The organism is Bradyrhizobium ontarionense (assembly GCF_021088345.1).
In the GTDB taxonomy this organism is placed as follows: Bacteria; Pseudomonadota; Alphaproteobacteria; order Rhizobiales; family Xanthobacteraceae; genus Bradyrhizobium; species Bradyrhizobium ontarionense.
This window is the reverse complement of the sequence record NZ_CP088156.1, coordinates 7,287,813-7,301,062: the sequence shown is the minus strand read 5'-3', so window position 1 is coordinate 7,301,062 and position 13,250 is coordinate 7,287,813. Positions and strand designations below refer to the sequence as shown.

Here is a 13,250-nt window from a genome sequence, read left to right as displayed (position 1 = left end):
ATGCCTCCGGCCATTCCGCTCGCCACGTACCGCCTGCAGCTCACTGCCGATTTCGACTTCGAGGCGGCGACGCGCGTCGTGCCTTATCTGAAGGCGCTCGGCATCAGCCATGTCTACGCCTCGCCCTTCATGAAGGCGCGCAAGGGCTCGACGCACGGTTATGACATTACCGACCATTCCCAGCTCAATCCGGAGCTCGGCGGTGAGCACGGATTTGCCAAACTCAGCGCGGCGCTGACAGAGCACGATCTCGGCCTCATCCTCGACTTCGTGCCGAACCATGTCGGCGTGCATTTCGACGACAATCCGTGGTGGCTCGACGTGCTCGAATGGGGCCCGGCGTCGCCGCATGCGGCCTCGTTCGACATCGACTGGGACCAGCTGCCATATCGCGCGCGCGGCGGGGTGCTGCTGCCGATCATCGGCACGTCGTACGGCCATGCACTCGATCACGGCGACATCGAGCTGCGCTACGACCCGGACGAAGGCAGCTTCTCCTGCTGGTACTTCGAGCATCGCCTGCCGATCGCGCCGGAGCGCTACGGCGAGATGCTGCGCATCATCGTCAAGGAAGCCGGCGAGGAGCAGAGCGAGGCCGGCCAAGCGGTCCTCGAGCTCGCCTCGCGCTATCGCGGCCTGCGCCATCCCAACCGCAAGGAAGCGCCAGGCTTCAAGGCCGCGCTCAAAGCCATTCCGGGCGCGGCCGAGATCATCGCCCGCGGCCTGTCGGCCTACAGGGCCGGCGAGGACCGGCCGGCGCAGACGCACGCCTTGCACCACCTCCTGGAACGGCAGAACTACAAGCTCGGACACTGGCGGCTTGCGTCCAGCGACATCAACTACCGCCGTTTCTTCGACGTCAACACGCTCGCGGGCCTGCGCATCGAGGATGCCGGTACGTTCGAGGCGATCCACCGGCTGGTGAAGAGGCTGATCGCCAACGGCCAGCTGCACGGACTTCGGCTCGACCACATCGATGGTTTGCGCGATCCCGCTCAGTACTTCCAGCGGCTGCGCCGCCTGGTCCGCGATGCCCGCGGTTCGGCCGACGGCCCGTTTTACGTCGTGATCGAGAAGATCCTCTGCGAGCACGAGAAGCTGCCGAAGTTCGCCGGCGTGCACGGCACCACCGGCTATGAATGGATGAACGTCATCACGCAGCTGCTGATCGACGGCAGCGGTCTGGAGCCGCTCGACGAGATCTGGCGACAGATCAGCAACACCCCCCCGAAGCTGGCGCCGGTCATCAAGGAGGCCAAGCGGCGCGTGCTGGAGACGCTGCTGACCAGCGAGTTCACCGTGCTGACGCGGCTCCTGGCGCGGATCGCCAACGGCCACTACTCCACGCGAGACTATTCGGAAGACAGCCTGCGCCGGGCACTCGAGCTCTATGTGCTGCACTTCCCCGTCTATCGCACCTATCTCACCACAGCCGCCCCGAGCGAGGCCGATCGCAAGCTGATCGACCACGCGATCGAAAAGGCGCGCGCCGAGTGGTTCGCGTCTGACGGATCGATCTTCGACTTCCTGCGCGACGCGCTGACGATGGATCTCATCGAGCGCGACCGCAACACCTCTCACAGCGTCCCGCGCGTACGCCGCTTCGCTTGGAAGGTGCAGCAGTTCACGGGCCCGGTGATGGCGAAGTCGCTGGAGGACACCGGATTCTATCGCTTCCACCGGCTGCTCGCGCTCAACGAGGTCGGCGGCGATCCTGCGGCGCATGCTCTGGCAATCGCCGACTTCCACAAGCTGATGCAGGAACGGGCGAAGCACTGGCCGCACGGCATGACGGCCACCGCCACGCACGACACCAAGCGCGGCGAGGATGCCCGCACGCGCCTCGCCGCCATCACCGAGCTGCCCAACGACTGGACCTCGGCAGTTGCGCGCTGGAAGACGCTGAACGCGCCAAGCGTCGTCACCGAAGGCAACATGCGCGCTCCCTCGGCCGCGTTCGAGTACATGCTGTACCAGACCCTGGTCGGCATCTGGCCCACGACCGGCGCGGACGACGGCCTTGCCGAGCGGCTGCAGGCCTATGCCTTGAAGGCCGCGCGCGAAGGCAAGGAGGAGACCAGTTGGCACAACCCCAACGAGGCCTATGAAACGGGCCTGAAGGTCTTCATCGCGCGCATTCTGGATCCGGGCCATTCGCCGGAATTCCTGCAGTCGCTGGAAACGATGGCGAAGCGGCTGGCGCTGCTGGGCGCGCTGAATTCGCTGACACAGCTGACGCTGAAGGCGACCATGCCCGGGGTGCCCGACTTCTACCAGGGGACCGAGTTCTGGGATCTGTCGATGGTCGATCCCGACAACCGGCGCCCGGTCGATTTTGCCGCGCGCGAGAGCGCGCTGCGCCAATGCGAGAGCCCGGACTGGACGCAGCTGGCAGAGCATTGGCCCGATGGCCGCATCAAGCTGGCCTGGACGCGGCATCTGCTCAAGATACGCAACGAGCAGGCCTCCGTGTTCACCGACGGCGCCTATCAGCCGCTCGAAGTGACCGGCCGCGATGCCGATCACATCATCGCCTTCGCGCGCCGCCGCCGGCGCGAGGCCGCCATCGTCGTGACCGCGCGGCGCTTTGCTGCGTTCACCGACAACGGCCGGGCCTGGCCTCATGCCGACGCTTTCGATGCGACGGTGCACGTGACCGGCTATACGGCCCCAGCCATTCAACACGGCGTCCTGGCGGTCTCCAACATCTTCACTCATCTGCCCGCGGCGATCATTCCGGCGCGGACCGAGGCGGCTGCCGAGCAGCCTGGGAAACGTCAGCCGGCGGCCTCCGCAGCATCCAACTGATCAGCTCTTCTTCGTCAGCAGCAGCTGGCCACGGCTACGAATGGCGGCCTGCGCCGCCTCGGCGAAGCGCTGCAACAACCAGGGCAACACGACCTCGACCCGCACGTGATCCTCGGCGACGTCGACGTGCCCCGAAGCCGCCTGGCCGAGCGCGCGAACACGAAACACCATTCTGTCGCCGTCCCAGCGTTCTTCATCGACCTTCAGGACCGGAATGCTGCTCGCCGCCCGGCTCAACCCGGACTGCAGCCGGCGGACGGCCTCGTCTTTGCCCAGGCGATGCGGAATGGAAACGACAAGCGGCCTTGACATCGCGACCTCCTAACAACCAGCTGTATGTAGTGATGGGCCACCACGACCGCAAAGATACACCCGACATTTACCTGGTCGGAACCTGGAACTTTCCGAGTTCCGACCAGTTTCCTCGCCGAAGGCAGATCTACGTATGGCCTGCTGCCGGGCTCTGGAGGGAAGCACATGTCAATCGGCACTATCATTCTGATCATTCTGATCATCGCACTGCTCGGCGGCTTCTCCGGCATCGGCGGCGGTCCGTTCTATGGCACCGGCTATTACGGCGGCGGCGGTCTCGGCCTGATCATCGTCATCATCCTGATCCTGGTTCTGCTCGGACGAATCTGAGCCATCGACTCGAACTGATCGGCCCGGGCAGACATGGCGACGCCATGTCTGCCCGAAGTGCCGAGCGCACCGTGCTCAGCGCCTTCCTTGGTGCCTTCCTCTGGCACCTTCCTCGCCTCTCACGCTTCGGTCGCAAGCTTCCTGATCGCCGGCTTGATCGATCCGGCGGCATCATCATAGCCTTGCCACGCCTTGGTCTTCGCCAGCAGCGCCGGCACCGTGCGGATCGTGTAGCGCTTGGGATCGAGCCCATTCTTGACTTGCGTCCAGCTCAGCGGCATCGACACGGTCGCGCCCTCGCGAGCACGCGGCGACAGCACGGCCACGGCCGTCGCCATCCGGTCGTTGCGCAGATAGTCGAGGAAGATCTTTCCCTTGCGCATCTTCTTGGACATGTTGAGCAGGAACTGATCCGGGCTGTCGTTGGCCATCCACTGGCACACGCCCTGCGCAAACGCCTTCGCCTCCGGCCACGTCACCTTGTCACGCGCGCCGTACAGCAGCGGCGTGACGACGTGGAGGCCCTTGCCGCCCGTGGTCTTGCAGAAGCTCTCCAGGCCCAGGCTCTTCAGACGCTCGCGCATCTCCTTGGCCGCGGCGATCACCTCCTCGAAGGCGACGTTCGGCGCCGGATCGAGATCGAACACCAGACGCCCCGGCACGTCGTAGGCGCCGGGCGCGCAATTCCAAGGATGCAGCTCGACGCCGGCGACCTGGGCGACGGCGATCAGACCTCCGACGCGATCGATCTGCAGATAGGGCTTGCGGTCGCCCGACACCTTGACCAGTTCGAGCAGGTCGGATGTCCCCTGCATGCCGTGGCGCTGGAAGAACGTCTCACCGGCGATGCCGTCGGGCGCGCGGACGATCGAGCACGGCCGCCCCTTCAGATGGCCGATCATCCAGTCGCCGACGGCTTCCAGATAGCGCGCGAGATCGAGCTTGGTGGCCGGCTGACCATCGCCGGCATCGGGCCACAGCGCCTTGTCGGGCTTGGAGATCGCGACACCCATCACCACGGCGCCGCTCTTGGTCCGCGAGGGTGTCTTGTGCACCGTGGTGCCACCCGCCGCGACAGTCGCAGCGGCACGAGCGACCGGCTTCGTGACGTTTGTCGTCATGACCGGATCCTCGGCCACGACCTCAGCCGCCGGCTTGTCCCGGCGCAGCGCCTTGAATGAGGCCTGCCTGACATTGCCGTCGCCCGTGAAGCCGGCGAATTCGATCTCGGCAACAAGCCTGGGCTTGAGCCAATGCACCTCGCGCGCCCCACGCGGAGCGTTCTTGCCGCTGAACGGACTCTTGTCGGAGGCGGCCGCCTTGAGCGCGGGCATGAGCTCCTTCACCGTGTCCTGGCCGAAGCCGGTGCCGACGATGCCGACATAAGCCAGATGATCATCCTTGTTGACGCCGACCATCAGCGAACGGAATTTGCCGTTGGTGGTCTTCCATCCGCCGATGACGACCTCGTGACCGGGGCGGGTCTTGGCCTTGGTCCAGCTTTCGGTGCGCCCGGAGTGATAGGCCGAATCCAGCTTCTTCGAGACGATCCCCTCGAGCGCGAGCTTGCGCGCCGACTCCAGCACGGCCTCGCCGTCGCTCTCGAAATGCTCGACATAGCGGATGCGCGGCGCCCTGCCCTTGATGTTCGCCTTCAACAGCCTGGCAAGCCATGCCTTGCGCTCACGCAAGGGCTGGCGGCGCAGATCGAACTCTTCGGCAAACATCAGGTCGAAGGCAAAGAAGATCAGCTCGTCGGTCTGGCCGGCAGAGATCGCCGCCTGCAGCGCCGAGAAATTCGGATTGCCGTCCTTGTCGAGCGCGACGATCTCGCCGTCGATGATGGCGTCCGGCAGCTTGGCGGCTTCGTCGGCGATCGCGCTGAACTTGGCGGTCCAGTCGAGGCCCTTCCGCGTCTTCAACGTCACCTCGCCACTTTCGATCCTGATCTGCACGCGGTAGCCGTCGAACTTGATCTCGTGCGCCCAACCCTCGCCGCTCGGCGGCTGTGCGACCAGGGTGCATAGCTCGGGAGCTACGAAGTCCGGCAGCGATGACACCGTTCGCGGCGTCACCGCCTTCGGCTCCACGCGGGCTTTCGTCGCCTTGGATTTCCCCGATGAAGCTGTCTTCGATGTTGCCTTGCTGTCGCTGCGATTGGAGTGCCAGACCGCGTCGGCATTCATCCGCCGCGTCTTGCGGAGCATGAACGGCTTTGGCGCCGTGCCCTTGCCGGCAGCGATCTGCTCCATCGTGCGTCCCGAAGCGACCGATTTGTCGGCCTCCAGGATGTCGTTGGCCTCGCCTTCCCTGGCGAATTCGTCGCGGTGCTTGATGAGCAGCCAGTTGGTGCGTTTACCCCCGGTGCGATCGTGGCGCATCCGCACCAGCACCCAGCTGCCATGCAGCTTCTCGCCATCGAGCGTGAATTTCAGGTCGCCCTTCTTGAAGCCGCGCTCGGGATCCTCGCTCTCCCAATAGCCGCGATCCCACAGCATCACCGTGCCGCCGCCATACTCGCCTTCCGGGATCGTGCCTTCGAAATCGCCGTAATCGAGCGGGTGGTCCTCGACCTCGACCGCAAGCCGCTTGTCATGGGGATCGAGCGACGGTCCCTTCGCGACGGCCCACGACTTGAAGACGCCGCCGAATTCCAGCCGCAAATCGTAATGCAACCGCGTCGCATCGTGCTTCTGAATCACGAAGCGCGGCCGCCCGGCGCGGGCGACCTTGGCCTCGCCCGACGGCTCCGCCGTCTTCTCGAAGTCGCGCTTCTTGCGATAGGTGGAAAGCTTCTCGATCGCCACGGTGATCCCTCGCGTTGAGCCGAGCGTAGCAAAGCGGGAGGCGTCCTGGAACCGGCCGGGGCCGGCACCCGCCAGCTCGTCACCGCCCGCCTCCGGACTCCATCACGTCGATAACGCCAGGCAAAGTTCCGCGTTCCCGCGGCATTCATTGCCCGGGGGTGACGGTAGGCGACCTTCTACGGATCGAGAGGGTGCAGGGAAGGCCGGGTGCCGACTGGCACCCGTGGCCCCCAGTGCGGAAAAAATGCACGGGGCAGGAACCACAGGTTCAGCCGGAACGACCCGGCCCTCCCTGCGCGATGGTTCTAACGCTTACTTCGCGCTCTCCCCGGTGTCCGGCCTGTTAGCCACCGTCGCCCGCGCGCCTCGTCAGAAGGCGTCACGAACTTGACGCCAGCATCGGGGCGCCAGGACCACGCGACTTCGCGTCCGAAACACAGCGCTCGTCGGCGCACATCCATGCGCACGCTGCCGTCCCGGCCATCGCATCCCACCCCTACGTATCGTGACGACGCGTACGCCCCTCTGCATGGGGCGGGATGCGCGGAAAGATCGATCTGATTTGCCCGACGGCGCAAGGACCATTTGCTGCGACAAAGTAACCCGACGGGCAAATGACAGCTGCGCTGCCGATCATCTCCCTCGTCGCTCGCAGGGAACCCGCACCAGCGTCTGTCCGTTGCACATCAATCCTGGTAGCACACGGAGAACACGATGGCCCCCCGCGCCTATTGGAAAGGTTCGCTCAAACTGTCCCTGGTCAGCTGCCCCGTCGTGCTCTATCCAGCCTCGACCTCGGTCGAGAAGACGCGCTTCCATCTGATCAACCGCGAGACCGGCAACCGGCTCAAGCAACAGATGGTCGATGCCGAGACCGGCGATATCGTCGAAGGCGAGCAGAAGGGCCGCGGCTACGAGCTATCCAAAGGGCAGTATGTCGAGATCGAGCCGGAGGAGCTCGAGGCGGTCCAGATCGAGAGCAACCACACCATCGACATCGACAGCTTCGTGCCGCGCGACGAGATCGACCAGCGTTATCTCAATCATCCTTATTACATTGCCCCGGACGGCAAGGCGGCGCTCGACGCTTTCGCCGTCATTCGCGACGCGATGAAGGACCAGGGCCGCGTCGCGCTGGCGCGGATCGTGCTGACCAACCGCGAGCACGTCATCGCCATCGAGCCGATGGGCAAGGGCATGCTCGGTACGACGCTGCGTTTCCCATACGAACTGCGCGACGCGGCCGAATTCTTCGGCGACATCAAGGCGCCGAAGATCACCAAGGACATGATCGAGCTGGCCGGCCACATCCTGCAGACCAAGGCGGCGCATTTCGATCCCTCGGAGTTCAAGGACCAGTACGAGACCGCGCTGAAAGCTTTGGTGAAGCGCAAGGCCGCGGGCAAGCCGATCAAGCTGCCGGAGCCGGAGGAGCGGCCCGACAACGTCGTCAACCTGATGGATGCGCTGAAGCAGAGCCTGAAGAGCAAAGGCAACAAGAAGACCTCACGCGCAACATCACGGCGACCGAGTGCGCATCGACGTCCCGCGAAGAAGGCGCACCGCTCGGCAGCGCGACAGCGCAAGGCAGGATGACGAGGCCGTAGCCCGGATGAGCGGAGCGACATCCGGGGTCTCACGAGCTGCAGGCGTGAACCCGGATATCGCTCCGCTCATCCGGGCTACGCGATGCCGGGACTCCGCGCATTCTGATCATGGCCTCAGCGCTTCTTCGATGACTTCTTCTTCGTGGTCTTCTTGGTGGACGTCTTCGACGCCTTCTTGGCCGTCTTCTTCGCCGACGACCGCGCGCCCTTCTTCGGCGGCACCTTCTTGCCTTCGCGCCGCGCTTCCGAAAGACCGATCGCGATCGCCTGCTTGCGGCTCTTCACCTTGCGACCCGAGCCGCTGCGCAGCGTGCCGGCCTTGCGCTTCTTCATGGCGCGGCCGACCTTGGCCGATGCCTTGGGTGAGTACTGTCGTGCCATCCGCTTTCTCCCGGTTGCGACCGATCAATTGCAGCACCCGGGGAAAGTTCCAACGAGCATCACAGAGCGGCAACGTCGCGACGTTACCGCGTCCACAGCGCTGGATCAGTCAGGCCATCGCAGCAGATCCGCCAGCGGCGTAGCGGGTGTCGACTTCCGCTGGAATTCCTTCGGAACGCTTTGACGGATGATCCCACGCAACTGGACTTCAAATTCGCTGCCCTGGGACGACGCGGCTGCCTAAGAAGACTTTTTCGTCGACGGCACCCGTGCCTCCTCGTCAGCCAGCAATTTCAGGAGCACCGTCCGCTGCGATTCATCTTGTGGTTCAGCGAGACGCTTCTTCAACAGGATCAGATTCTGCAGATGAACATATTCGTCCATGGCCGACCTCAACGATTGGAGTCGAGAACGACGTCTAGGGCCGAGCGGCGCAGGCAGGCAATCCATGCGCGCAACGTCTTCGAATTCATGGGGTCTTCCGAATCTCCCAAGGTCCGGACCATGTGGCGCGATTTCGGACACGTCCGACATCCGGGCAGATCGAACACGCAGAACGCCTCGCCTGAATGCGTACCCGCCTCCATTTCGAAGCGGCAACGCGGTCTGACGGGCTGAACTCGTCCGGACTGAATCTCGAGCATGATTTGTCTCCCTCCATCAGCCGACAAGACGAGGGTCTCGATCATCGATGAATTCCAAGATCGAACGGCGATGGCGCATCCTGACGCAAAGCGATGCGAGCTGATGGTCAAAACGGCACGTTCACTAGAATTTCACGAAAGGAGATTCTGCCCGACACGAGGGCGATCGCTCGTCACAATGGCGCCCCTTTTGGACGATGACGCTCATCGAACGCAGATGCTCGCGCGCGGAGGAGACGGGCGTCGCCGAAGACAACGTCTCCTCAACGACATGACGCAACCGACCGATACGACCCTAGTCCGGTGCGCGCAGCCGGTAGCCGATGCCGGTCTCGGTCAGCACGAATTGCGGCCGTTCGGGATCGGCCTCGATCTTCTGCCGCAGCTGCCGCACGTAGACGCGTAGATATTGCGCGTCGGTCAATTCGTCCCACAGTTCCTTGAGCAGGAAACGATGGGTCAGCACCTTGCCCGCATGCTGCACGAGAACCCGGAGCAGATCATATTCCTTGGGCGACAGCTTGACCTCGCGCTCGCCGACCTTGACGATCCGGCGCACGAGATCGACGGAGAGATCCCCGGTGCGAAATACCGGCCGTTCGCCCTTCACCTGCAACTGGTGACGCAACGCCGCGCGCATGCGGGCCAAGAGCTCGTCCATCCCGAACGGCTTGGTGATGTAGTCGTCGGCGCCGAGATCGAGCGCCTGCACCTTGCCGGCCTCGTCGCCCCGGCTCGACAGCACGACGACGGGGACCCCCTCGTTGCGCCCGCGGATGGTCCTCAGCAATTCGAGGCCGTCGATATCCGGCAGGCCGAGATCGAGAATGATCAAGGCGGGCTCCTGCGCGAGCAGATCCAGCGCAACCTTGCCATTCGAGGCTTCGAGAATGTCGTAACCTTGCGTCGTCAGCCCCATCCGCAGGAGTTTGCGGATCGGCGGCTCGTCATCGATGACGAGCACCTTGATCGGAGCACCGGTCATGCGGCGGTATCCAGCGGTCTGACCTGCGCCGGCACCGGCAGGCGGATGGTGAGCACGGCGCCGCTGCGATCGGCGCGATTGCCGGCAGTCATGCGGCCGTGCATCGCCTCGACGAAGCCGCGCGAAATCGCGAGCCCGAGCCCGGTGCCGGGTCGCACCTGGTCGCCCTTCTGCACGCGATAGAACTTGTCGAACACATGATCGACCTCTTCCGGCGGAATGCCCTCGCCTTCGTCGCACACCTCGAGCACGACCCATGAGCCCTCGCGCTGCGAGCGCAATTCAATGGTCGTATCGGCAGGCGCGTATTTGGCTGCGTTGTCGAGCAGGTTGAACAGCACCTGCTCGAACAACACCGCGTCGAGCTCGAGCATCGGCAGGTCGGCGGCTAACGCGAGCGCCACCTTGTGGCCGGACAGGATCTTGCTCGCGCGGCGCAGCGCGCTGCCGATGATCTCGCCGAGATCATGCAGCGCCGTGTTCGGCACGATCGCGCCGGATTCGAGCTTGGTCATGTCGAGCAGATTGGCGATGAAGCGATTGAGCCGCTCGGACTCGTCGATGACGGTCGCGAGCAGGTCGAGCTTCTCCTGCTCCGACAGCCGCGCGGCGAGGTCGCGCATCGTCGACGCGGCGCCGAGCACGGAGGCTAGCGGCGTCTTGAGGTCGTGCGAGATCGAGGTGAGCAGCGCCGAGCGCAGCCGGTCCTGCTCCATCGTGCGCTTGACCTTGTCCATGTCCTCGACCAGCAGCACGCGCTCGATGGCCAGCGCGCCCTGGTCCATCAGCGCATCGAGCAGCCGGCGCTGATCGGGGGTCAGCAGCGGCCCGGTGCGGTCGTCGTCGATGCCGATGACGCCGATCAGCCCGCGCCCGGTGCGCATCGGCAGGAACAGGCGCTTCGCCCCCGGCAACGTGTCGGAGCCGCGCCCCGCAGCGCGGTCGTTGGCAAAGGCCCAGCTGGCCGCGGCGAGATCAGCGTCGTCGAGCTGATCCTCCGGCGGGTAGCCGGTCATGACCACGAGCTTGCCATCCTGCGGCAGCAGCAGCACGACGCGGACCTTCAGCATCAGTGCGGCCTGATAGGCCGTGGCCCACAGCACGTCGTCCAAGGTCGCGGTGCCCGCAAGCTTGCGGCTGAAGGCATAGAGCTGCTCGGTGGTGCGGATCCGCATGGTGGCCGAATCGGCCTGCACGCGCACCGGCGCCGCGACGTTGGACACCAGGATCGCGATCAGCATGAAGAAGAAGAACGCCGCGACGTTGGTCGGATCGGTGATCGTGAAGGTGTAGATCGGCGGCAGGAAAAAGAAGTTGTAGCTGAGCGAGGCTGCCAGGCTCGCCAGCAGCGACGGCCACAATCCATAGCGGACGGCGACGCCGACAACGGCCGTGAGAAACACCAGATCGACGTTCTCGATGCCGAAGAAGGGCTGGATCAGCTCGGCGAGGCCAAGGCCGACCGCCGTGATCAGCAGCGCCATCAGATAGGGCTGTGGCCGCAGCGGCTCGCTCAGCGCACGGGTCTGCACCGGCGTATTCGTCGTCTCCGCAGCTTCATCGCCGGCGATGACATGAATGCTGATGTTGCCGGCGCGGCGCACCAGGTCGTGCACCACCGAGCCCCGGATGATCTCGAACAGGCGCGAGCGGCTGGCCTTGCCGATGATGATCTGGGTGACGTTGTTGCCTTGCGCGAAGCTGATCAGGTCGTCGGCGATCCGGCGGCCGACGCCGGGAATGGCCAGCGCCTCGCCGCCCAGCGTCTCGGCGAGCCGTAGCGTGTCGGCGAGACGGTCGCGCTGCGCATCCGAGAGCTGCAGATTGCGCCGGGTCTCGATCGTCACCGCGGTCCAGGGCGCATGGACGCGGTCGGCGAGCCGCTTGGCATAACGCACCAGGCCGGCCGCGCGCGGGTCGTCGGAGATGCAGACGAGAATGCGCTCGCCGGCGGCCCACGGTCCCGCGATGGCGTGGGCCTGCATGTGGTCGAGCAGTTGCTCGTCGACCCGCTCGGCGGTGCGGCGCAGCGCCAGCTCGCGCAATGCGGTCAGGTTACCCGGCGAGAAATAATGCTCCAGCGCGCGCTCGGCCTGCTTGGGCACATAGACCTTGCCCTCCTTCAGCCGCTGGATCAGGTCATCGGGCGTGAGATCGATCAGCTCGATGGCGTCGGCGCGATCGAGAATCGAGTCCGGCACGGTCTCGCGCACACGGACATGGGTGATCTGGGCGACGACGTCGTTGAGGCTCTCGATGTGCTGGACGTTGACCGCCGTGTAGACATCGATGCCATGCGACAGCAGCTCCTCGACGTCGAGATAACGCTTGGGATGCCGGCTGCCGGCGGCGTTGGTGTGGGCGAGCTCGTCGACGATCGCGAGCTTCGGGCGGCGCGCGATCACGGCATCCAGATCCATCTCCTCGATGATCTGGTCCTTGTAGGTGATGCGCTTGCGCGGGATCATTTCGAGGCCACGGACCAGCGCCTCGGTCTCGGCGCGTCCATGGGTCTCGACGAAGCCGACCACGACATCGATGCCGGCCTTCATCCTGGCATGGGCGCTCGACAGCATCTCGTAGGTCTTGCCGACGCCGGGGGCGGCGCCGACGAAGATCTTGAGCTTGCCGACCGGGCTTTCCTCGCGCCGGACCGCCGCAAGCAGCGCGTCCGGCGAAGGTCTATGATCGGAGTCGCGGCGAAGATTGGCCATGCGGCATTATAGACAAGGCGCCCCCAGCGCCAAGACCGGAGAGACGCGTGTCCTCACTTGGCCTTGGCATCAAGCGCCAGATTGAGCGCGAGCACGTTAACACGGGGTTCGCCGAGCAGCCCGAGCAGACGGCCCTGGGTATGCTGCGCGACCAAGGTCCGGACGCTGGCTTCCGGCAGGCTCCGCGCCTTGGCCACCCGCGGCGCCTGGAACAGCGCCGCCTCCGGCGAGATGTCCGGATCGAGCCCGCTCGCCGAGGTCGTCACCAGGTCGACTGGCACCGCCTGCGCGGGGTTTTCCGCCTTGAGCTTGTCGACATCCTCCTTGAGGCGGTCGGCCAGCGCCTTGCTGGTGGGCCCAAGATTGGAGCCGGACGAGTTGGCGGCGTTGTACGGCGCCGGCACGGTCTTCGTCGCATCGTTCGGATCGGCCGCCGACGTCGCCGACGGACGGCCGTGGAAATATTTGTCGTCCTTGAACTCCTGGCCGATCAAGGCCGAGCCGATCACCTGGCCGTCCCGCATCATCAGGCTGCCTTCGGCCTGGGCGGGGAAGACGACGCCGGCAATGCCGGTCATCGCGAGCGGATAGAGCAGTCCGGTGATCGCTGTCAGGGCGAGCAGGACGAGGATGGCGGGACGGAATTCTTTGAGCATGGGAGT

Annotated in this window: 10 protein-coding genes; 3 read left to right on the top strand and 7 right to left on the bottom strand. The window is 65.1% G+C overall.

What is annotated here, in order from left to right; translation table 11 throughout:
* Entirely contained in the window at positions 1-2,808 is a 2,808-nt protein-coding gene (gene treY / locus LQG66_RS32020) for a malto-oligosyltrehalose synthase (RefSeq protein WP_231319797.1), read from the top strand.
* On the opposite strand, the gene LQG66_RS32015 is transcribed toward treY, so the two are convergent.
* Positions 2,809-3,120: a polyhydroxyalkanoic acid system family protein gene (locus LQG66_RS32015; protein WP_231319796.1), complete on the bottom strand. Its 312-nt coding sequence runs from the start codon at positions 3,118-3,120 to the stop codon at positions 2,809-2,811.
* A 165-nt stretch (positions 3,121-3,285) separates the two neighbouring features.
* Between LQG66_RS32015 and LQG66_RS32010 the strand changes: the two genes are divergently transcribed.
* On the top strand, positions 3,286-3,450 hold the full coding sequence (locus tag LQG66_RS32010; protein WP_015664932.1) for a DUF3309 family protein: 165 nt from the start codon (positions 3,286-3,288) through the stop codon (positions 3,448-3,450).
* A 119-nt stretch (positions 3,451-3,569) separates the two neighbouring features.
* On the opposite strand, the gene ligD is transcribed toward LQG66_RS32010, so the two are convergent.
* The gene (gene ligD, locus LQG66_RS32005) at positions 3,570-6,257 is read right to left on the bottom strand and encodes a DNA ligase D (protein WP_231319795.1); all 2,688 of its coding nucleotides are present in this window, start codon (positions 6,255-6,257) and stop codon (positions 3,570-3,572) included.
* Between the two features lie 714 nt (positions 6,258-6,971).
* On the opposite strand from ligD, the gene ku reads away from it, so the two are divergent.
* Positions 6,972-7,853: a non-homologous end joining protein Ku gene (ku, locus tag LQG66_RS32000; RefSeq protein WP_231319794.1), complete on the top strand. Its 882-nt coding sequence runs from the start codon at positions 6,972-6,974 to the stop codon at positions 7,851-7,853.
* A 125-nt stretch (positions 7,854-7,978) separates the two neighbouring features.
* Here the strand turns inward: ku and LQG66_RS31995 are convergent, their stop codons facing one another.
* From LQG66_RS31995 to LQG66_RS31975, 5 genes are all read right to left on the bottom strand, one after another.
* Entirely contained in the window at positions 7,979-8,245 is a 267-nt protein-coding gene (locus LQG66_RS31995) for a DUF6496 domain-containing protein (protein ID WP_231319793.1), read from the bottom strand.
* 240 nt (positions 8,246-8,485) lie between these two features.
* The gene (locus LQG66_RS31990) at positions 8,486-8,629 is read right to left on the bottom strand and encodes a hypothetical protein (protein WP_231319792.1); all 144 of its coding nucleotides are present in this window, start codon (positions 8,627-8,629) and stop codon (positions 8,486-8,488) included.
* Between the two features lie 555 nt (positions 8,630-9,184).
* The gene (locus tag LQG66_RS31985; protein ID WP_231319791.1) at positions 9,185-9,874 is read right to left on the bottom strand and encodes a response regulator transcription factor; all 690 of its coding nucleotides are present in this window, start codon (positions 9,872-9,874) and stop codon (positions 9,185-9,187) included.
* The gene (locus tag LQG66_RS31980) at positions 9,871-12,588 is read right to left on the bottom strand and encodes a sensor histidine kinase (RefSeq protein ID WP_231319790.1); all 2,718 of its coding nucleotides are present in this window, start codon (positions 12,586-12,588) and stop codon (positions 9,871-9,873) included. Before LQG66_RS31980 ends, LQG66_RS31985 begins: the two co-directional genes overlap by 4 nt.
* Positions 12,589-12,641: 53 nt before the next feature.
* Positions 12,642-13,244, bottom strand: a complete 603-nt coding sequence (locus tag LQG66_RS31975) for a K(+)-transporting ATPase subunit C (RefSeq protein WP_231319789.1) — start codon at positions 13,242-13,244, stop codon at positions 12,642-12,644.
* Between the last annotated feature and the right edge of the window lie 6 nt (positions 13,245-13,250).